The organism is Arcticibacter eurypsychrophilus, assembly GCF_001730525.1.
GTDB classification, from domain to species: Bacteria; Bacteroidota; Bacteroidia; order Sphingobacteriales; family Sphingobacteriaceae; genus Arcticibacter; species Arcticibacter eurypsychrophilus.
The window spans coordinates 64,861-86,091 of sequence record NZ_MDFN01000022.1; the positions used below are offsets into that span (position 1 = coordinate 64,861).

Here is a 21,231-nt window from a genome sequence, read left to right on the forward strand (position 1 = left end):
GAGTATTTTTTCGAATATTCGATGTTCCAAATCGGTCGTTGAAATCTTCACTGCATTGCTTGGAAATCAAATTATTAACAAAACGCTTCATGGAAAAAACTGGTACTAATGTTTGGAATAACTGTCTTCAGATCATAAAGGACAATATTCCGACTCAAAGCTATAAGACCTGGTTTGAGCCAATAAAAGCATTGCGTCTGGAAGGAAATGTGTTGACCATACAGGTGCCTAGTTTATTCTTTTACGAATGGCTGGAAGAGCATTATGTTGGTCTTTTACGGAAAACCGTAAAAAAGCAATTAGGAGACGAAGGTCGCCTGGAATACAATATAGTTGTTGAGAAGTCGTCGAGTAGTAAACCATTTACTACCAATATGCCCTCTACCGGAAATGGGTCCGAAGCAAAATACCAATCCATACCAGTAGCCGTAACGTTAAATAAGGATATTAAAAATCCATTTGTGATACCTGGTTTGAAAAAACTTCAGGTTGACCCTCAGTTAAATCCCAATTATTGTTTTGAGAATTTTATAGAAGGGGATTGTAACCGTCTTGCCCGCTCGGCAGGTTACGCGGTAGCAGCAAAACCCGGAGGCACTGCATTTAACCCACTACTCCTTTATGGGGGTGTCGGTCTTGGTAAAACTCACCTTGGTCAGGCTATCGGAAACGAAATCAAACGCACCAATCCCGAAAAGCTCGTGATTTATGTGTCCTGCGAAAAGTTCTGTCAGCAGTTTGTGGATTCACTGAAAAACAACACCATCAATGATTTCGTGAATTTCTACCAGGCTATGGATGTAATCATCATGGATGATGTGCATAACTTCGCCGGCAAGGAAAAAACACAGGATATTTTCTTCCATATTTTTAACCACCTGCACCAGTCCGGCAAACAGTTGATTCTAACATCCGACCGTGCGCCTAAAGACATTACAGGATTAGAGGATAGACTCTTGAGTCGTTTTAAATGGGGACTCTCTGCAGATTTACAGGTTCCTGATCTGGAAACCCGTATGGCTATCCTAAAGAAGAAAATGTATGCCGATGGTATTGAACTACCTTCAGAGGTAATTGAATACGTGGCACATAATATCGATAACAATGTCCGCGAATTAGAAGGAGCTATGGTTTCTTTACTAGCTCAATCTACATTGAACAAGAAAGAGATTAACCTGGCTCTGGCTAAGTCCATGCTCAAAAACTTCATCAAACATACTTCCAGAGAGATTTCAATGGAATATATACAAAAGCTTGTTTGTGAGTATTTTGAAGTGCCAATAGAGATGGTTAAATCAAAAACCAGGAAGAGGGAAATTGTTCAGGCCCGTCAGATCTCGATGTATCTTGCTAAAAGCCACACCAAGACCTCATTGAAATCAATTGGTCAGTTCTTTGGTGGACGCGATCATTCTACAGTAATATATGCTTGTCAGACGGTTGAAGACTTGATTGATACCGATAAAAAGTTTAAGAATTATGTACAGGATATCCAGAAGAAACTCAAAATGAGTTAAACCCGTGTTTATTTTAAACATAAAAAAGGGCAATCTCCATTACGAGGTTGCCTTTTTTGCTATAAGACAATATAATTAAAGCTTTCCCAATTTCGCTAAAGCGAAAAAGATGCTGCTGATATGTAATGCCTGTTCAATTTTATTCTGAAATACCAGTTCTTTTAATTCGGGTACACTAACCGTAAACACTTCGATCTCTTCTTTTCCATCCAGATCCTGCTCCTGCACCTTTTTGCCTCCTGTAAGGATAAAACTGTGCGTCAGGTTAGATGAAGTTGAAGGATTGGCATAAACCTGGCAAATCGGCTCTAAGGTATCGAAAGCGTAACCGGTTTCTTCCAGCAATTCCCGAACTACCGCCTCTTCAGGTGTCTCCCCCGGATCTATACAACCACCTGGAATTTCAGTAAAGACCTTTTCCGCTCCATGACGATACTGCCGGATGAGTAATACCTTACCCTCTTCTGTAAATGCCACTGCATTTACCCAGTCCGGATATTCCAGCACATAATAATCATCGACTATCTTGCCATCGGGCATGCGGCAAGTATCCACGCGTAACGTTGCCCACTGCTTCTTAACCAGATATTTAGAAGATAATTTCTCCCAATTCAGATTACTCATATTGCTGAGTATTTAAAAAATTGGTGATTTGCTCCCGTCGCGCAATGTTCTCAAAACTTTGCTGATGGTGTTCAGTTTCCAATAAATTAAGAATGGCAGCCGTTTTATGAAGTATCAAAATAGTTTCCTTTTCTTCTTGAAATGGATATACGGTTTCAAACAAAAGCTGCGCTAAGAGGTTCAGCTTTGATGCCGAATACGTATTTGCGTTTAAAAATAATTGAAAATCTTCCACACCTGAAGTTTCCAGATATTCTCTAGTGAGTCCGAAATTATCAGAAAGAGCCTGAAAGGCTAAGTCCATTCCATCATCTACATTTCCATCATTTTTAAGCCCCAATATCTTAGCCAATATTTGGCCCAGCTTCTGAATTTCAGCTTCTATAAAGTCTTTTCGTATCATGGTTAATAAAATTCTATGTTTAACTCCTTAAATTACCAGCTGCCGCTTGATCCGCCACCGCCAAAACTACCGCCACCGAATCCGCCAAAGCCACCGCCTCCACCACCAAAACCGCCTCCGCTATTTCCGCCGCCAAAGCCGCCACCTCCACCGCCGCCGCGACCAGCCATGCCGGCAAGCAAACTCCACCATAATAATCCTGCACCACCACGACCTCCGATCACTCGCCCGCCGCCACCACCGCCACCACCTTTAGAGGCGATAACAGCAATTACGATAACAGCAAGTATGATCAATCCAACCGGAAAACCTCCCGATCTTGATTTACCTTTAGGCGGTGCATCATTTTTATATTCACCCTTGGTATAGGATATAATGGCATTCGTAGCTTTATCTAAGCCGGAATAATAGTCTCCTTGTTTAAAATAAGGCTTAATATCATTTTCAATAATCTGATGAGTAATGGCATCAGGAAGAGCACCTTCTACACCATATCCGGTTTGAATAGTTACTTTTCGATCGTCAATTGCCGCAAGAAGCACCACGCCATTGTTCTTCCCTTTCTGACCCACCCCCCAGTTTTCTGCCAGCTTAACCGTATAATCAGCTATGTCATAAACACCTATAGATTTGATCAGCACGACAGCAATCTGTGTAGAAGAGGTGTCATTAAAGGCAACTAATTTTTGCTCCAGACGGTTAGTTTGTTCAGCCGAAAGGGTATTGGTAAAATCAGTCACCAGTCGGTCCGATTTAGGAGGAAGCTCTTGAGCCCTTAGCCCTGCAGTAATTAAAAGGAAGGAAAGTGCTAGTAATAAACCTTGTTTTACATTCATGTTGGTTCGCTAATCTTATCAGATGTAAGAAATATCATCTGATAACTCATTTTTATCACCATTTCTTGCCGGAAATAGTTTCTTAAGCTGCTCACCTGCAGCAGTTATCCCTGCAATTACGCCCAAAGAAAGATTTTCGCTCTTAAAATGTGCAAGCATTGTCTCTTTCGTCGTATCCCAAAAGTCTGCAGGAACCCGGGCATTTATGCCTTCATCACCTATAATGGCAAATTTATGGTCATCCGTTGCAATATAAATCAGGACGCCATTGCGTAATGCAGTCTTGTCCATTCCAATCTTAAGAAAATAGATCGATGCCCGTTCAAAAGCATCAGGAACAGGGCATTTTTTCTCTATGCAAATCCGGATCTCTCCGGATGTACTCTTTTCTGCATGCTCAATTGCTTTACGGATATCTTCTTGTTCGATATCCGTAAAAATAGCTGAATTCTTACTCATGTTGCTGGTTTAAAACTGAACAGTAGGGGCTTTGTTAGCACCTGCTTCAGCCTGGAAATAACCTTTCTTAGAAAAACCGAACATTCCGGCAGTCAGGTTATTAGGAAAGCTCCTGATCTTGGCATTGAACTGTTGAGTGACGTCATTAAACTTTTGTCTTTCTACTGTAATACGGTTTTCTGTTCCTTCCAATTGACTTTGTAAGGTTTGGAAATTCGCATTCGCCTTCAACTCAGGATAATTTTCTGTAACCATTAATAAACGGCCGATTGCAGAACTTAACTGTCCCTGTGCGTTTTGGAATTTTTCAATATTTTCAGGGGTCAAATTATTAGGATCAATATTTACTGAAGTCGCTTTTGCACGAGCTTCCACAACCTGTGTAAGCGTTTCTTTTTCGAAATTTGCTGCTCCTTTTACGGTATTTACCAAATTAGGGATCAGATCAGCACGTCTTTGATACACGTTTTGTACTTGTGCCCATTGCGATTGAACTTGCTCGTCCAATTTAACCATGCCATTATAATCGCATGACGAAAAGGTAAAGATGCCGATTAAGCCGGCAAGCGTATAAACTAGTTTTCTCATAGTGTTAAAGTTAAAGTTTTTGATTCATATCTAAGATGTCAAAATTCATACCTTTGTTACTATCCGGGATAAAAACCTGGCTATAATTATGAAAGAAATTGAAATAGTGCTACTTCCGCACGAAAGTAACGATCGTGAGATCTTGTTTGACAAAGCGGCAACTGCACTAAATATAGCGCGTAATAGCCTGAAAGACGTACAAATCCATAAACGATCTATAGATGCACGTGGTAAGCAGGTCGTATTTCGCCTCAAAGTTTATGTGTACACCGAAGAAATTCCGGTACCTGAAATTTTTACCGTTTCCTATCCAAATGTCAGTAATAAAAAGCCGGTCTTAATTATCGGGGCAGGTCCGGCAGGTTTGTTTGCCGCTCTTCGCTGCATCGAACTGGGTCTTAAACCCATTATTCTGGAGCGTGGAAAAGATGTGAAACAAAGAAGGAGAGATTTAGCAGCCATCCACAAAGAAGGAATCATCAATCCGGAGTCTAACTATTGCTTTGGAGAAGGTGGAGCAGGAACTTATTCCGACGGTAAACTATATACCCGATCCAACAAACGGGGCGATGTGCAGTATGTATTGAAAGCTTTCGTTGCCCATGGTGCCACAGAAGATATATTGATCGATGCCCGTCCCCATATCGGTACAAATAAACTTCCACAAATCATTACTTCGATGCGGGAAAATATTTTGAATTCCGGTGGTGAAATTCATTTTGATACCAAGGTATCTGAATTTTTGATGTCTGGTAATAAAATGAAGGGCGTTAAAACTGCATTGGGCAATGATTTTCATGCAGAAGCTGTCATTCTGGCAACAGGACACTCAGCACGGGATATTTATTATATCCTGCGCAAGCATAACTTACACATCGAGGCCAAACCATTTGCCTTAGGCGTTCGTATTGAACACCCCCAATTGCTCATTGATCAGGCGCAATACCATTGCGAGGTACGCGATCCGGATCTTCCACCTTCTTATTATAGTTTAGTGGAGCAGGTAGAAAGCCGGGGTGTGTTTTCATTTTGTATGTGTCCCGGTGGAATCATTGCGCCCTGTGCAACTGATTTTAATGAGATTGTAGTGAATGGCTGGTCGCCTTCAAAGCGCAATAATCCATTCGCAAATTCTGGAACCGTGGTGCAGATTAACCTGGAAGATGTTCCCGGATCATTTGAAGATCCGTTCCGGCTTTTGAATTTCCAGGCAGAAACAGAGAAAAAAGCCTTTTTCGCAGGAGGAGGAGCATTGGTCGCCCCGGCACAGCGCATGGTCGACTTTTCCAATGGTAAGCTTTCCAACGATTTGCCGGATAACTCCTATTTACCCGGAACCAGAAGTGCTGATCTTTCGATGGTATTGCCTGACTTCGTTTATAGCCGACTTCAAAAAGCCCTTCCTGCTTTCGGAAAAAAGATGAAAGGGTATTTTACCAATGAAGCAATATTGGTGGGGGTGGAGTCCCGTACCTCAGCACCGGTGCGGATTCCCAGAGATAAGGAGAGCCTTCAGCATCCCGATGCAATCGGATTATTTCCTTGCGGAGAGGGTTCAGGATATGCCGGCGGTATTGTCTCGGCTGCAATTGATGGCATGAATTGTGCAGATGCAGCATCGAGGCTTTTAAATTAAATACATAGGTTTAACAGCTTAGTTTTATTAAATAATTGCTTTTATGAAAAAGACATTAGTATTAGGAGCCACTCCGGATTCAAGCCGGTATGCATTTCTTGCATCAAATAGATTAGTAAACCACGGACATGAAATTGTGAATGTAGGAATTAAAAAAGGAGAGGTGGCCGGTGTTGCTATTGAAGAGGCAGGGGATATTCATTCGGATATCGATACGGTGACGCTTTATGTGGGAACCCGCAATCAACCGCCTCTTTACGATTATATTTTAAACACCAATCCGAAACGGATTATTTTTAATCCAGGCACAGAGAATGAAGAGTTGGAAGCACTTGCGCAGGCAAAGGGAATAAAGACGGTGGAAGCATGTACATTAGTGATGCTTTCTACGGGGCAGTTTTAATGTTTGAATTTATTTAACCTTGGAATCTTAGGGTTCCTGTTGATTAGGATAAGTCGGCTCGTTGCCTGGTGGTGAGGTAGCGACTTACATTTCTAAATGCTAAGTAAAAAAAAGTAATCTGTACTTGCTGCTTGGTGATGAGGTACAGACTCAGATCCTTGAACCCTTAGTCAAAAAAGTCAATCTGCACTTGTTTCTTAGTGATTAGATAGCAACCGTTAAGTGAATTCTTCTAATAAGATAGCAACAAAAATCCGGTATGAGTCCAACTAAAGCTAGTTGAAGTCGGACTTACACCGGATTTTTGTTGATATAATTTCGCTTGCAATAGCATTCATTTAACCAGTTGTCCTTCCTTAGTACAGTTTGAATACTGGACCCCTGGAAATCATTAGAGGAATTTACAGATGCTCGCAATGCTTTATGCAGGGTAGGAAAATTAGTCAAAGCAAATTAGTTTGTTTTTTTTTAAAAATGGTTTTAAGTGATATGGTTTGGTAGGTTTTAGATTGAAGCAAATCTCCAACTAAAGAATGTAAAGATTAACCAAAAGCTTTTTTGTCCTGTAATGAAATTTATATCAGGATGGTCATTTTAGGTTATTTGCGACATAATTGGGAAGATTTGGGACATTTTCTCTTAACAATCGTTCCTAACGAATCTTTCTAGTACTTTATGCAACTAATTTTAAAGTTATGGCTACAATAGACAAAAGAGGAATGGTTCACGGGACCGCAGGTCCAGTGATCTACCGGGAGTACCGGGGAAAGAACATCATCCAAGCGAAAGCAAAGAGGTTTAAACAAACCGAAAAAACGATTAGGAGTGCTAGCGAGTTTGGGCTTTCGAGTTCAGCAGCAAGAGTTATTCGTACTGCGTTTGAACCTGCTTATTATTTTAAAGATGGAACAGCTGCGTATAGGAGTACTCAACTGGTGTACCGGTCGATACTGAACAATGTGAGCGGAGAGAAAGGGAAACGGGATTTACATGATGGGGATCTTTCTTTATTAAAGGGATTGGACTTCAATGCCAACAGCAAACTGCATGAAGTGCTGCAAATGAGCCATTCAGTGAGTAAAAGTGCAGAAGGTTTGGTAAGTGTTACCATTATAAGATAAACAAAAAGGCAGTCGCAGTTAGTAAAAAGATAGAAGTCAAGGAAATTAATCCTGATGGCCTGGTGCGAAAAAAGATTTCGTTTAAAAAGATATACTGATAATTGCAGATCATAATTAAATAGACCCACCCGGTATTAATACAGAATGTGCAACTATATTCTGAACAAACGGAGTACCAGCCAGGCAAGCAATCATCCGGCTGAATGCCAACTTACCTAATTTATATCCACTTGTCTCCGCATAGGTTATTTCGGGATAATATAATTGGGGTATAAATCCATCACTAATGGCAACGATACCTATATCTTTAGGCACATTGATTTTTTCGATCTGCACAGCTTTCATCACCCCTGTCAAAATCTCATCGCTCATGCAAAATATAGCATCTGGCTTTGTTTTTGAACGGTAGGCTATTTGAAGTAGAGTAGCGGCTTCGGCTGGATTCAAAGCATGAACAACGTTATAGTTTTTTTGCATGTGGTGCTTTTGCATGTAATCAATAAATGCCACCATACGGGCCTGTGTAATTGATAAATGTTTATCACCAAAAATTGCCAAAATCTTTTTCTTCGATTTTTTTATCAGAGTATCTGCCGCGATTTCTGTTGCATGAACATCGCCTACACACACTTTGTTACAAGCTTCAAACGGCGGAACTTTATCAAAAAAAATCACTGGAATATTAACTTTCTCCAAGTTTAGAATTTCACTAATATCTTCTGTGGAGGATGTTAATGAAATGAATATACCACTTAACCTCGCTTTCCGACACCGTTTAACATTCGCCTGCTCGATAGCAGGATCATCGCCGGATTGTAGGATTATGAGGGAATAGCCATAACGCCTGGCTTCTTCTTCCAGTGAACTGATGAAAAAGTGATAAAAGTAATTAGAGATGGCCGGTATAATCACGCCGAACTCCTTGCTGTTGTTTGTACGTAAATTGACCGCATTTTCGTTCGGCTCATATTCTAAAGTTGCCGCAAGTTCCTGCACTTTTTCGCGAGTCTCCTTCGAAATATCAGGATGATCCTTTAGTGCTCTCGATATCGTAGATATACTTAGGTTAAGCATATCCGACAATTTCTTTAGTGTAACCGGGGTTTTCAATTTATATTAATCAGGTGAGTTAATTAGTTACCAACAACAAACGTTTGCGGAAATGTTTGCGATAACGTTTGCGCTACTAAGGTAGCGAAACATCGTCAATAGTACGACCCATGCTCATACCTTTATTCCGAACCAAATATTAAATCTGAATTAGATGAAAGTACAATTACTATTGGGTATACTGCTGTTAACTGCGGTATCCGTATTCGCTCAGGAAAACGTTACCGTAAAAGGTAAAGTTACCGATAAAAACAATGAGAGCCTACCAGGCGTAACTGTTCAATGCCTTAACAATATGCACTCAACTGCAGCAGATCTTGACGGTGTGTTTACCCTAACGGACCTACCCGCAAAATCTGATGTAAAATTGCGTATCACTTTTATCGGATACACGGCTGTTGAAAAGGTGATCAATCTTTCAGCCGGCTCAATTGATACCGTTCGTATCACCCTTATGAATAATGACGGTCTAGCGTTATCTGAGGTTGTCGTAACGGGTGTAAATAACCGGGGGAGCAAATTGAAGACGAGTCTTTCGGTAAGTACATTAAGACCTTCGGACTATTTAAAGGCAGCGCCTCAAACTACTGCTGAAATTTTTAAGTCTATCCCTGGCATTCGTTCGGAGTCGTCAGGTGGCGAAGGCAATACAAACATTACGGTCAGGGGTGTTCCGCTATCTTCAGGCGGTTCAAAATACCTGCAATTACAGGAAGATGGTTTACCTGTGCTGCAATTTGGCGATATCGCTTTTGCTACCGCTGACATTTTCTTACGGGCAGATCAAAATATTAGCCGTATTGAAGCAGTAAGAGGAGGCTCAGCTTCTACTCAGGCCACTAATTCACCGGCAGGGATTATTAACTTTATCAGCAAGACCGGTGTCGTTGAGGGCGGAAGCCTATCTACTTCCATTGGCTTAGATTATCGGAATTTTAGGACAGATTTCGATTATGGCTCTCCGTTAGGAAATGGTGTAAGTTTTCATGTCGGTGGTTTTTACCGTACTGGTGATGGTCCCCGCACTGCAAATTTCACTGCAAATAGTGGTGGTCAGTTCAAAGCGAATCTTACCAAACAGTTCGACAAAGGTTATGTAAGGATTAATTTCAAATTCTTGGATGACCGGGCTGCTGCTTATCTGCCAATGCCCGTTCAGGTTACTGGTACCAATAGCAATCCGACTTATACATCTCTTCCAACTTTCGACATCAAGAAAGGCGCTTTACAGACACCTTATTTACTCCAAACACAAGGGTTGGGAAGTAACGGCTCGCCTTATACCAGCAACGTAAGCGACGGTATGCACCCGATATCCAAATCAATAGGTGCAGAAATGCAGTTTGACCTGGGCGATGACTGGACATTAGAAGATCGCGGCAGGGCATCATTTAATTCCGGTGAATTTATAGCACCTTTTCCAGCAGTTGTTGGAACAACTTCTTCCTTATTAGGCCAAATAGCTACAGCTACCGGCACCAACTTGGCAGGTGCTACGGTTACAAATGGTATTACCGGGCAGTTAGCAGGGTCACAGGCCATGATCATACATATGTTTGACGCGAATCTAAATAATTTCAACAATTTCGTCAATGATTTCAAGATAAGGAAAAAACTCGATAATATAAACCTGACTTTTGGTTATTATAAATCAAGTCAAAACATTGATATGGATTGGCTTTTCAATTCTTACCTGATGACTCTTGAAGGTAAAAATTCCCAACCTCTTAACATTACTACGGCAGGCGGTGCTTCGGCAAGCCAGAACGGGCTATTCGCATATGGTGTGCCGCTTTGGGGCAACCTGCACCGCAACTACAATGTAAATTACGATATATCAGCTCCTTATGCCGGTCTTGCCATAGATATTACTAAAAAATTAAATTTTGATGGAAGTATCAGGTATGATATAGGACGCGTTCGGGGTACTTATTCAGGGGACGCACAAAGCGCTTTTGATGTTAATCACGATGAGACCATTGGATTAAACGAAAAAAGTGTGTCATCTATTAATTCCGCAACTGCCAAACCGGTAAATTATAATTACGAGTATCTGTCGTATTCCTTCGGTTTAAACTATTTGATGGATGATTCCAAAGCTATCTTCGCCCGTTATAGTTCAGGTGCAGCCGCACAGGCTGACAGGATCTTGTTTTCGTCGACTGTATCCAACGACGGCAGCGCAGTTGGAAAATACAATCGTATTAATCAGGGTGAGCTAGGCTTAAAATATAAATACAACAAGGGCGGAATATTCTTAACCGGGTTCTATGCAAAAACTGACGAAGCCGGTGAATACGAAGTGACCACTCAAAAGATCATTCAAAATAGCTACCGTGCTTTCGGTGCAGAATTTGAAGGTGTACTGAACCTGACCGGGAATTTCGATCTTCGCGCCAATGCGACCTATACCCATGCACGTATCATTTCCGGTGCATTAAACGGCAACAAACCCCGCAGACAGGCAGACCTGATCTATGGCTTTACACCCACCTATACTATAAAAAAACTTTCATTTGGAGCCAGTGTAATCGGAACAACCAGTTCGTTTACCCAAGATGTAAACAGCCTGATATTGCCAGCTTATGTATATGTTAATCCTTTTCTTATGTTTCATTTAAACAAAAATTGGAATGTATCTTTAAATTTCAATAATGTATTTAATGTGACGGGCTTCACGGAATCTGAGGAAGGTGCGATAACTGAAAACCAAACGAACGTGGTTAGAGCGAGATCGATTACCGGACGCACCATGACCGGAACGTTGTCTTATAGCTTTTAAATTTTACCTTGAATGGCCAGAGAGGTGAAGTACTTGCTGGCCATTTTATTTTTCATACTATTTATTACAGCACACCATGCAGGATATAAAACGATCAGCGCTTTTAAACCAAGCTATAACAGTTTTAAAGCGCGCATCAACAGGAAATTATATTTTAGCCGCTGCCACAGGGGCAAAGGACAATTACGATCATATTTGGGCACGGGATTGTGCGGTCACTGGATTGAGTATTTTAACCTGCCAGATCGATGAACTATATATTCCCTATATCAATTCCTTAAAATTGTTGCAAAAAGCGGCCAACCATGCCGGGCAGATACCCTCTAATATCAAAGTTGATCAAGATGGATCAATCATGAAAATAAGCTTTGGCGGAACGGCTGGTCGTACTGATGCCAGTTTTTGGTGGCTGATTGGGAGCATCAGTTACTTAAAGCAACAGCCCGATGATGCTTTCTACCGATTGGTGTCTGACCAGGCATCATTGATCTTCGCCCTTGCAGAAAATTGGGAATTTAATGGCAAAGGCTTGATGTATGTTCCCATGAGCAGTAACTGGGCAGATGAGTATATTACACATGGCTATGTGTTATTTGACCAGCTATTGCGCTATTGGGCATTGAGCATTGCGGGAACTTATTTTGATCGCCCGGAATGGACGGCAAAGGCGTCTGAAATTAAAACACTGATCAGGCAGCACTTTTTACTGGAACAGCCATTAAAGGACAGTCTTTATACCCTGGCGCAGCAGCAAGCTCTGGCAGGTTACGAGCTGGGCAAGAACTTCATCGCCTCATTTACACCAGGCGATCGTGTAGAGCGGTTTGATGGCTGGTCTATTGGCCTTTTGCTGATGCTTGACATTCCATCCCCTGAAAGTATTCAGAAGCTTGTTTGTTCGCTACAGGAAAGTTTGTCGTCAAACCAATCGAAGGGTATTCCGGCATTTTGGCCGGAGATCAAAGCCGGGGAAGTGCTGTATCAGCAACTTTTGAATAATCATAGTTATGATTTCAAAAACAAGCCGGGCCATTTTCACAATGGGGGTATCTGGCCTGTGGTGAACGGCTTTTTGATTGCAGGGTTAATGATAGCAGGTGAAAGTAAACTGGCATCGGATCTGACAGATCTTCTTTTTGAAACTCTAGAAACTTCAGATGTCGAACATCCATTTGCCGAATATTACGATCTCTATGAGGGTAAACCTGGTGGCATGGCGAATTTATGTTTTAGCGCGGCAGGTCTTTTACTGGCCAATACTGCTGTAAACAAATCATCGGATATAAATAGTATCATCCCACCGGCTGTAGTGACTGCTATTGAGGTTAGAGAGCAATTTGAAACCTGTGCCACGCATATTGCAAAGTTACTTCCGCCAATTCAAAACGAAACCTTTGTTATTTCCATTGCGGGAGAGTCAGGCAGCGGAAAAACAACTCTGAGTAAGGCACTTAAAGCTGTTTTAGATGAAAAAGGATTAAAAACAGTTTTGCTACACCAAGATGATTTTTTCAAATTACCACCGAATCAAAATCACCGGGCTAGGGAAATGGACTTTGAACACGTTGGCTATTCCGAGGTACGACTTGACATGCTAGATGCGTCTTTGCAGCAAATTAAAGATCAGCATACCGATGTGCTTGCCATTCCTTACATGAACAGGCTTGTTGATACTGAGGAAACTAAAGTGATCAATATTGCTGACGTAAAAATGGTTATTGTTGAGGGGACATATACAACCATGCTTCATAACCCTGATTTGCGTATCTTTATGGACACCAGTTACCAATTGACCCGTCAAAACCGCATTACCCGCGGACGTGATACCATTACCGATTTTATTGAAAATGTATTAATGAAAGAAAGCCAATTGATACAATTACATAAAACCATGGCCGACCTGGTTGTCGACAACCAGTTTAAAATTGAGCGTAAACAATAGTATTAGAGGCAATTAAGATGAATCAAATAATTTCCGGCAAGGCCAGGCTTAGTTTTTGGCAGATTATCAACATGAACTTTGGCTTTTTAGGTTTGCAGTACAGCTTCGGCTTGCAGCAGGCCAACATGAGCCCAATATATTCCTATTTGGGAGCAAAGGAAAGCGCATTACCTTATTTATGGCTGGCCGGCCCGATAACGGGTCTCATACTCCAACCCATCATTGGGGCGATGAGCGATAGTACCTATACCCGCTGGGGAAGAAGAAAACCCTATTTTTTGATCGGTGCTATATTTTGCAGTCTTTGCCTTTTTATTATGCCGCATAGCAGTTCTGTTTGGATGGCGGCCAGTATTTTATGGATATTGGATGCTGCCAACAATATCACACAGGAGCCCTATCGCGCTTTTGCCAGTGATAAACTGGATGAATCACAGCACCCTATCGGGTTTTTAACCCAAAGCGCCTTTACAGGTTTAGGGCAAACCCTGTCTTACCTGACACCGACATTACTCATTTTAATCGGCGTAAATAAATATGCTGAAAATTCTCACCATATTCCGATAACCACCATTATTGCCTTTATGATTGGCGCTGTTATCTCTATCAGTTCTATCATATGGACATTATACACCACTAAAGAAAATCCACTATCAGTCGAGGAGATCGCTGTAATAAAACAAAAGAAAATCAGTATTAAAAGTGTTTTTACCGAAATATTCTATGCTTTAAAAAATATGCCCTTAGCAATGAAACAAATGGCGCCAATGATGTTTTTCAGTTGGTATGCTATGTTTACCTATTGGATATATATAGCCAATTGTCTTTCGCACTCGGTTTATGGTGCTTATCCGGTCAACAATTTTAGGTTGGCCGATCTGCTAGCAGGACAAATAGGAGCATTTTATAACTTTATTGCTTTTCTATCAGCTTTTCTACTGGCCTTCCTAGCAAGAAAATGGGGTTCTAAAACCGTTCATTTCATCTGTCTACTTTTAGCTGGTTTGGGGCTAATTGCTTTACCATTAATACATAGCGCTACCCTTGTGTTTATCCCAGTGGTTTTCCTTGGGTTTTGCTGGGCTAGTATGATGGGAAATCCTTATGTTATTTTGGCTAAAAGTATTCCAGCTAACAAAGCAGGTATCTATATGGGCATCTTTAATTTATTTATTGTAATCCCAATGCTTTTACAAAATTTAACCATGCCATTATTCTATCATTCATGGCTTGCCGATAGTCCAACTAATGCTATTCAACTTGCCGGAATATTTTTATGTTTGGGATCAATATGCACTTTTTTTGTAAAAGGACGTTCGAAAACAATTAAGTTAATGATTCCGTGAATCACCCGGTCATTGGGACTTTTATAGGGTAAGGGTCCCGCCTGGACTTGACTTACAAGGACCACGCTGTTGGTTGCTCCATAGGCGGCAATGCCATGAGTTACTTCCCGTAAGAAAGTACAGTTGTTCATGATGCAGTATAATACGTGACTAAGATGTTCCCATGATTTGCAGCGTTTGCTGTACCTGTCGGCATTATATTCTTTGACCAGACTGGCAAAAGAGGAACGATCTAACATTCATGTAAGATGCGGGAGTATCGGCTGTCTGGAGAAAGTTGTACCTTTAAACATACCTTTAGTGTGGTAACTTACAGTACAATAAAAACGGGTTAGCTTAGGTTAGCCCGTTTTTTTATCGGATAACAATGATTTTTAGTATAACTTTGACTTGAATTTGTAAATTTTTATAACCAAGAGTACAAGATAAACCTTAACCATCACATTACTTCATAAAGCTAATTCGCCATCAATTGGAAGTATCAACTGTGTTGCTTAACATTAATCCCTAAGTATTTCTTGAATAAGCGATTATATTTTTTTAAAATTGAAAAGCTTTATACTTTAGCAACTCTTCTATGTATTTGATCAGCAACAGTAAAATAATCAAGCCAGGTATATTTACTTTCTTGATTTTTATTTTGTCTTCAGCCAGCCTCCTTGCAAAGCAACATCCTTTAAAACCAGACAAAGAGCCGGTAGATTACGTAAATCCTTACATTGGTAATATAAGTCATTTGCTGGTACCAACCTATCCTACCATACACTTACCCAATAGTTTGCTTCGCGTATATCCGGAGAGAGATGATTTTACAGGAAATCAGATTAGCGGACTTCCTGTCATTGTCACCAGTCATCGAGGTGCATCCGCTTTTAATTTAAGTCCTTATCAGGGAGAAGAGAAAAATCTGGATGCTGTAATCAACTATGGTTATGACAATGAGATCATCAAGCCTTACTTTTATCAGGTTGACCTTGATGATTATGGAATAGCGGTAAAGTATGCTCCATCGCATCAATCGGCTATTTACCAATTAAATTTTACGGAAACCGGGCCTGCTTACATCGTCCTTAATTCACGTAATGGTGAAATGAAAGTGGATGCGAACACCATTAGCGGATATCAGTCATTGGGAAATAACACAAAAGTATTTCTGTACATGGAAACTGATTTAAAGCCTACGTTAAGCGGTGTTCTAACAGAGCATAAAATTAATTCGACTGTAAAAACTATAAATGGAAAAGATGCTTGTGTGATTCTTAAGTTCCCTTTAAATACCAAACAGATAAAAGTGCGATATGGAATTTCGTTTATCAGTATTGAACAGGCAAAGAAAAACCTGCAACGCGAAATCAAAGATTACAATCTCGAGAAAGTAGCTGAAACAGGAAGAGGAGTTTGGAATAAAACATTAGGAAAAATACAAATAGACGGTGATAATGATAATCATAAAACGGTGTTTTATACCTCGCTTTACCGTACATATGAACGGATGATCTGTATTTCTGAGGATGGAAATTATTTCAGTGCTTTTGACGGCAAGGTTCATCAAGATCAAGGCATTCCATTTTATACTGATGACTGGATCTGGGATACGTATCGGGCAACACATCCGCTAAGGGCAATAATTGAACCGAAAAAGGAACAGGATATGATTAATTCATTCATCCGTATGGCTGAACAGATGCCTGATTTCTGGATGCCTACTTTCCCTGAAATCACTGGAGATAGCCGACGAATGAATTCGAATCATGGTGTGGCGACAATAATTGATGCCTATAATAAGGGGTTAAGAGGATTTGATCTCGAAAAAGCATATCTGGCATGCAAAAATGCCATTACACAAAAAACATTAGCTCCATGGTCGCCTAACAAAGCGGGAGCACTGGATGTTTTTTATAAGAAGAACGGTTATATTCCTGCATTGCATCCGGGAGAGGAAGAAACAATTCCAGAAGTTCATTCCTGGGAAAAACGCCAGCCTGTAGCGGTTACGCTAGGTACTGTTTATGATGAATGGTGTTTATCTAAAATTGCAAAGATTTTAGGGAAGGATGAAGATGCTGCTTATTTTGCAGAACGCAGTCTTAATTACCATAAGGTATTCAATTCGGAAACGAAGTTCTTTCATCCTAAAGATAAAGATGGAAAGTTTATTGAACCTTTTGATTATCGGTTTTCGGGTGGCATTGGTGCCCGGGATGCTTATGATGAAAATAATGGGTGGGTGTATCGTTGGGATGTACAACATAATATAAGTGACCTGGTGCAAATGATGGGTGGAAAAGATTCTTTCGTTAATGAACTGGAACGGATGTATAATACTCCTCTTGGCATGGGAAGGCCTGATTTTCATCATCAGTTTGGTGATCATACCGGGATTGTCGGTCAGTATTCTATGGGCAATGAGCCAAGTATGCACATTCCTTATTTGTATAATTATGGAGGACAACCCTGGAGAACTCAAAAGCGCGTTCGTACTTTATTAAATCAATGGTTCAGAAACGATTTAATGGGTATACCAGGAGATGAAGATGGGGGTGGTCTGACTTCATTTGTTGTATTTTCATCTTTAGGATTTTACCCTGTTACTCCTGGCTTACCGATGTATGTGATAGGCGCACCTATGTTTAGAGATGCAAAAATAGATATTGGCAATGGGAAAATATTTGAGATTTCATGTTTGAATTATTCACCGGATAATAAATATATCCAATCTGCAAAACTCAATGGAAAGGACTGGAACAAATCATGGTTCTCGCATCAGGAATTAATAAAAGGGGGAAAACTAGAATTCGTTATGGGAAAACAGCCAAATAAACTATGGGCTTCAGCTGACAATGCATTGCCTCCGTCATTTAGTATGCCTGATTAATGTATTAAAGTTTTGCCTCTATTGCCTGAGGCTTTATATTTGATTTTTTATTCGTAAATATGGCGTGATCCCTGGGACCAAAAGATGAATTCAGACGGCTTGATGATTCCTGGACTTCCTTAGAGGATTGATCTCCGGTACCGATAATTTGATATGATTCAGTCTTTTTGCGTCTTTCAATGATGCTTCTGGATCCGAAATTATAAGTCAGACTTAATCCGGCAAAAAAATTACCATGAATAATCGTGCTTTTGAATACCTCCTTATTCCATTTAACAAAACCTTCTTTGTGATATTCAATAGTTCGGATTCCATACATACCTAAGGTCCCCTTTATTAGAAATCCTGATTTTTGCACACCTAAATGCAGTGCAGTATAATTACTTGCCGCATAAGAAGCCTTTACGTCACCATCCAAGATCATTTGTGTGGCAATCTCTGCATTATATACGCCATTGGGATGGGCACGGTTATAATCACGTTGCCATTCTGCACTCCCTGTTTGCGATGCCCCGTTTTGAGTATGTGTCAGATTGGTCGTTCCTTCATTATTGGTTTCGCCGGCTAATTCCAAATCTACGATGAAGTTAGAGCCTCTTCCATCTTCCACATTGCCATAGCCTAAATTCAAAATATGTGTCACCAGGGTGTATCTGTAATACGTCATGACGTGTGAAAGGTCAAAAAATCTTTTGTAAGGATCATCCACACCAGGGGTAGAAAGAACAGTGGCGTCAACACCTAGCATAACCGGACCTGCATTTATGCCGAAGTGACCGCCCCAGTTAATATAGTGCTGATTAAACTTGGGCACCTCACCATGCTCTCCCAGTATTGTTTTATCATCATATCCCACTTGGCGCTTTCCTGTTCCTCCTATGATGCCAAACTCAGGATAGAAAACAGGCTTTACTCCCTTTGTTGCAATCTTGAGCAGGTTTGAGAAATAGATGTCAGATTCTAGTCTGAATTCTATACCATTTTGAACAACACGCGACCCTTGCTGTGGTTGATCGTTTACATATTCTGGAATAAAGTCAACGGCATCAAATACAGTTCGGTATTCAGAATGGCGACTCGCCATTTTTATTCTGGGGTTAAACAGGATCAATTTTTTTGTTTCTTGTATGTCAACAGTTGAATATTGACGCATAATACTTGCGCCGACCTGCTGTACGCTGATATATGCTGTTGATGTGGATTGTACTGGGGTATCAGGACCAGCAACGGCTACCAGAACAAGATCAGAACTGGTCATATATTGTGTTTTGTCTGATCCATAACCTAGCGATTTCATCTTTTCAGTACCATGATCAGTTAATTCAGCCAGGCGTTTAGGCGTAAAATTACCTGTTTGAGTGGCAGAAACTGAACCTTTGCCACTGATTAGCTGTCTTAAAAGTTTTAAAGCATCCCGTTCTCCATAGTGAAGGGCGGTGAGCATGGTTATTTCGAGTGCCTTTGCTTCAGCTTGATTACTTACCTGATCGGGATTAATTACCTGATCTTCTGTAAGTAAAACGGGTCCTACGTTGCCTGGTACATTCGCATTGAAAAACTGACTGTTTTTTAATGCTTTAATGGTATTACTTTCTTTCCCTTTTCTAAGATCGTTTGTTAACTCTTCTACGAATTTTTTACTTTCAGGATGACGGTTTAAATCTCCTTCCTGCAAACGGATCAATTCAAAAAGTGCACGTTTGTAGTTCTCATTGGCATTCTCTTTAGACATTTTGGCGCCAGGAAATGTACGTGACCTGAATTCAGCAACGGCTGCTTTTTCCGCGGCATATTTATTTTTATTTTTTGCCTGTTCGCGGCGTAGTATTTCTGCTAGTGTAATAGTGGTGCCATTGTAATCAAGTATTTCCAGATTGCTGCTTTCACGGATTTCTCTTGTGGCTGAAGTAATCGTAATTGTGTTATGTAGCTTAGTTCCATAATCGCGTGCCATATAGGCTTGATATACATTTTCCTTCCATTGCGGCTGATTGCTCCGGATTGTGGCTGGTTTAGCTGATATCATTGCCCGAAGGTCTTTTAATACTAGTGGATTATTTCCAATAGTGACCTCTTGATTTTGTTCTGTTCTGAAAGTTATACTTTGTCCTTTAGGCAGATACTTATTAATCAATTCAAATAAGGCAACTGTTCCATTTATACCTTGTTTGGCAACATATTCCAAATCATGTTCGCTTAGTAATGTGGTAAGGGGTACGCCGTTCTGTTTGTCATATTTAGTAGTATCCGCAAGTATCTCAGCGGCTTTTACTGCTGCTCCAGTAAGTCGTGTATCCTCTTTTAGCAATTGAGTGGTCTTTTGATAGGTAGTTAGCGACTCTCCCGGACTGCGTTTTATAGTTACTGTATCCTGCGGAGCTTTGTAGGTTTGCGCTTCTGAGTTTTGAGTCATTGCGAAGTAGCTGCCAAAAGAAGCAATGGTCATCATTAGAGTACGGTTAATCTTATGAGGGAAATAGCTAAGCACTTTCATGTGTGAAATAATTTTGCGCAATATAGAAATGTGTTTGGGTTTAAGAGGTCAGGTGTGCCTGTTTTGAACATAGAGTGTGAAATATGTGGTAAAATGTGTTTATGTCCAATATGCTTATCTGTTTATACTGTAGGGTTAGTTTAAATTACATAGTAGCGCAGTCTTAAATTTTCTTAGTTTTTAAATTTATTGATAGGTAAGGTTTTTACGAAAATTCGAACAAAAATATTCCGTTGAGTTGGAGTATTATTTCATAATAAGAACTGCAGTTTAAACTTTGTATGATTGGATACGAAGAATTTATTAGTAGGAGATGTAATTGGATATTCTACAAGGGTACCAACTTTCGTGGTTTAACATGATTCCTGGTAATTTGAAACACAATGATGAAAGATAACTTTGTCTGGGTTCTCAATCAATGAATCTATATCCTGTTGCTTTTAGTGATTTATTAAGAAGTAGGACTCTTTTTCTTTACAAAGCACTTAATTTTATCTTTATATATTTTTAAATGAATTTTTATACAGCTGGTATCTGGGCAGAATGAAGGTATAATAAATGATTTCCTAATCTATATAGATTTTATTGCAGTTTCGTTTGCTGTTAAGATTGCTTTCTTTTTCCTGATATTTCGTATCAACGGAGGCTATTTTATACGGAATTCGTATTTTTAGTACTTCATGTTAATAAATTATTTACTTTATTTTCATGTCCTAACAGTCTGTCGGATAAGCGTCCCTGCGGGTTCTATGAGATTTGAGATGGTTTTTTTGAGAAAAGGACTGAGAAATAGTTGCAGGAATGCTGCGAAATGTGCACTTTTGCAATCCCAAAACGAACGGGGAAAAGCAAAGCGCGAGGCGGAGCGGAAGATGAAGAGAGATGGAAAGAGGAGCTGGAAAAGAAAATCATTTTTTTCTTGCAAATATGAAAAAGCTTCTTACCTTTGCAATCCCAAATCGGGGATAACAAAACGCTGCAAGCGCAAGGCTTAAAGCACACAGGATTACAGGATTGAAACTAAGTATAACAGCTTAGAAGAAGCCAAACAAGATTGACATAATTCAAGAGGTTAAAACCTTAAATTGAAATATA

At 40.3% G+C, this 21,231-nt stretch carries 15 protein-coding genes and 1 pseudogene; 8 read left to right on the forward strand and 8 right to left on the reverse strand.

The features are described 5' to 3' along the window. The first annotated feature begins 89 nt into the window (after window positions 1–89). Entirely contained in the window at window positions 90–1,517 is a 1,428-nt protein-coding gene (gene dnaA / locus BFL47_RS13005) for a chromosomal replication initiator protein DnaA (protein ID WP_069660231.1), read from the forward strand. 75 nt (window positions 1,518–1,592) lie between these two features. Here dnaA and BFL47_RS13010 read toward each other — a convergent pair whose 3' ends face one another. From BFL47_RS13010 to BFL47_RS13030, 5 genes are read right to left on the reverse strand one after another with little or no spacing between them, the layout of a single operon-like run. Then, the gene (locus BFL47_RS13010) at window positions 1,593–2,141 is read right to left on the reverse strand and encodes an NUDIX hydrolase (protein ID WP_069660232.1); all 549 of its coding nucleotides are present in this window, start codon (window positions 2,139–2,141) and stop codon (window positions 1,593–1,595) included. Then, window positions 2,134–2,544 (reverse strand): hypothetical protein, encoded by a 411-nt coding sequence (locus tag BFL47_RS13015; RefSeq protein ID WP_069660233.1) that lies wholly within the window; start codon window positions 2,542–2,544, stop codon window positions 2,134–2,136. Before BFL47_RS13015 ends, BFL47_RS13010 begins: the two co-directional genes overlap by 8 nt. A gap of 32 nt (window positions 2,545–2,576) precedes the next feature. Continuing rightward, window positions 2,577–3,380, reverse strand: coding sequence for a TPM domain-containing protein (locus tag BFL47_RS13020; RefSeq protein ID WP_069660234.1), 804 nt, complete (start codon window positions 3,378–3,380; stop codon window positions 2,577–2,579). Between the two features lie 18 nt (window positions 3,381–3,398). After that, window positions 3,399–3,839 carry a TPM domain-containing protein gene (locus BFL47_RS13025; RefSeq protein ID WP_069660235.1) on the reverse strand — a complete coding sequence of 147 codons (441 nt, stop codon included), beginning with the start codon at window positions 3,837–3,839 and terminating at the stop codon, window positions 3,399–3,401. Window positions 3,840–3,848: 9 nt separating this feature from the next. Beyond that, a complete protein-coding gene (locus tag BFL47_RS13030) occupies window positions 3,849–4,427 on the reverse strand; it encodes a LemA family protein (protein WP_069660236.1) in 579 nt (192 codons plus the stop codon). Window positions 4,428–4,515: 88 nt separating this feature from the next. Here BFL47_RS13030 and BFL47_RS13035 point away from each other — a divergent pair, with 88 nt between their 5' ends. The 3 genes and pseudogenes from BFL47_RS13035 to BFL47_RS13045 form a co-directional block, all read left to right on the forward strand. Continuing rightward, a complete protein-coding gene (locus BFL47_RS13035) occupies window positions 4,516–6,063 on the forward strand; it encodes an NAD(P)/FAD-dependent oxidoreductase (RefSeq protein WP_139125819.1) in 1,548 nt (515 codons plus the stop codon). A 43-nt stretch (window positions 6,064–6,106) separates the two neighbouring features. Further along, window positions 6,107–6,466 (forward strand): CoA-binding protein, encoded by a 360-nt coding sequence (locus BFL47_RS13040; protein WP_069660238.1) that lies wholly within the window; start codon window positions 6,107–6,109, stop codon window positions 6,464–6,466. Window positions 6,467–7,161: 695 nt separating this feature from the next. Then, a pseudogene (locus tag BFL47_RS13045) lies at window positions 7,162–7,578 on the forward strand (hypothetical protein); the annotation flags it as partial. Between the two features lie 123 nt (window positions 7,579–7,701). Here BFL47_RS13045 and BFL47_RS13050 read toward each other — a convergent pair. After that, window positions 7,702–8,697 carry a LacI family DNA-binding transcriptional regulator gene (locus BFL47_RS13050; protein ID WP_139125820.1) on the reverse strand — a complete coding sequence of 332 codons (996 nt, stop codon included), beginning with the start codon at window positions 8,695–8,697 and terminating at the stop codon, window positions 7,702–7,704. Between the two features lie 154 nt (window positions 8,698–8,851). Between BFL47_RS13050 and BFL47_RS13055 the strand changes: the two genes are divergently transcribed. From BFL47_RS13055 to BFL47_RS13065, 3 genes are all read left to right on the forward strand, one after another. Continuing rightward, entirely contained in the window at window positions 8,852–11,479 is a 2,628-nt protein-coding gene (locus BFL47_RS13055) for a TonB-dependent receptor domain-containing protein (protein WP_083257165.1), read from the forward strand. Window positions 11,480–11,555: 76 nt separating this feature from the next. Beyond that, complete coding sequence (locus BFL47_RS13060; RefSeq protein WP_069660241.1) at window positions 11,556–13,421, forward strand: glycoside hydrolase 100 family protein; 1,866 nt, start codon at window positions 11,556–11,558, stop codon at window positions 13,419–13,421. 17 nt (window positions 13,422–13,438) lie between these two features. Beyond that, window positions 13,439–14,767 (forward strand): MFS transporter, encoded by a 1,329-nt coding sequence (locus tag BFL47_RS13065; RefSeq protein WP_069660242.1) that lies wholly within the window; start codon window positions 13,439–13,441, stop codon window positions 14,765–14,767. Here the strand turns inward: BFL47_RS13065 and BFL47_RS20505 are convergent. Next, complete coding sequence (locus BFL47_RS20505) at window positions 14,677–15,006, reverse strand: DUF4372 domain-containing protein (RefSeq protein WP_083257166.1); 330 nt, start codon at window positions 15,004–15,006, stop codon at window positions 14,677–14,679. The genes BFL47_RS13065 and BFL47_RS20505 overlap by 91 nt on opposite strands. 401 nt (window positions 15,007–15,407) lie before the next feature. Between BFL47_RS20505 and BFL47_RS13070 the strand changes: the two genes are divergently transcribed. Then, window positions 15,408–17,642 carry a GH92 family glycosyl hydrolase gene (locus BFL47_RS13070; RefSeq protein ID WP_245681366.1) on the forward strand — a complete coding sequence of 745 codons (2,235 nt, stop codon included), beginning with the start codon at window positions 15,408–15,410 and terminating at the stop codon, window positions 17,640–17,642. Between the two features lie 4 nt (window positions 17,643–17,646). Here the strand turns inward: BFL47_RS13070 and BFL47_RS13075 are convergent, their stop codons facing one another. Continuing rightward, window positions 17,647–20,136, reverse strand: a complete 2,490-nt coding sequence (locus BFL47_RS13075) for a hypothetical protein (RefSeq protein ID WP_069660244.1) — start codon at window positions 20,134–20,136, stop codon at window positions 17,647–17,649. Window positions 20,137–21,231 lie beyond the last annotated feature (1,095 nt).

What these genes read in the sequence shown, in the direction of transcription:
- dnaA (WP_069660231.1), top strand. Translation starts at nt 90, where the DNA reads ATGGAAAAAACTGGTACTAATGTTTGGAATAACTGTCTTCAGATCATA.
- BFL47_RS13010 (WP_069660232.1), bottom strand. Translation starts at nt 2,141, where the DNA reads ATGAGTAATCTGAATTGGGAGAAATTATCTTCTAAATATCTGGTTAAG.
- BFL47_RS13015 (WP_069660233.1), bottom strand. Translation starts at nt 2,544, where the DNA reads ATGATACGAAAAGACTTTATAGAAGCTGAAATTCAGAAGCTGGGCCAA.
- BFL47_RS13020 (WP_069660234.1), bottom strand. Translation starts at nt 3,380, where the DNA reads ATGAATGTAAAACAAGGTTTATTACTAGCACTTTCCTTCCTTTTAATT.
- BFL47_RS13025 (WP_069660235.1), bottom strand. Translation starts at nt 3,839, where the DNA reads ATGAGTAAGAATTCAGCTATTTTTACGGATATCGAACAAGAAGATATC.
- BFL47_RS13030 (WP_069660236.1), bottom strand. Translation starts at nt 4,427, where the DNA reads ATGAGAAAACTAGTTTATACGCTTGCCGGCTTAATCGGCATCTTTACC.
- BFL47_RS13035 (WP_139125819.1), top strand. Translation starts at nt 4,516, where the DNA reads ATGAAAGAAATTGAAATAGTGCTACTTCCGCACGAAAGTAACGATCGT.
- BFL47_RS13040 (WP_069660238.1), top strand. Translation starts at nt 6,107, where the DNA reads ATGAAAAAGACATTAGTATTAGGAGCCACTCCGGATTCAAGCCGGTAT.
- BFL47_RS13055 (WP_083257165.1), top strand. Translation starts at nt 8,852, where the DNA reads ATGAAAGTACAATTACTATTGGGTATACTGCTGTTAACTGCGGTATCC.
- BFL47_RS13060 (WP_069660241.1), top strand. Translation starts at nt 11,556, where the DNA reads ATGCAGGATATAAAACGATCAGCGCTTTTAAACCAAGCTATAACAGTT.
- BFL47_RS13065 (WP_069660242.1), top strand. Translation starts at nt 13,439, where the DNA reads ATGAATCAAATAATTTCCGGCAAGGCCAGGCTTAGTTTTTGGCAGATT.
- BFL47_RS20505 (WP_083257166.1), bottom strand. Translation starts at nt 15,006, where the DNA reads ATGTTAGATCGTTCCTCTTTTGCCAGTCTGGTCAAAGAATATAATGCC.
- BFL47_RS13075 (WP_069660244.1), bottom strand. Translation starts at nt 20,136, where the DNA reads ATGAAAGTGCTTAGCTATTTCCCTCATAAGATTAACCGTACTCTAATG.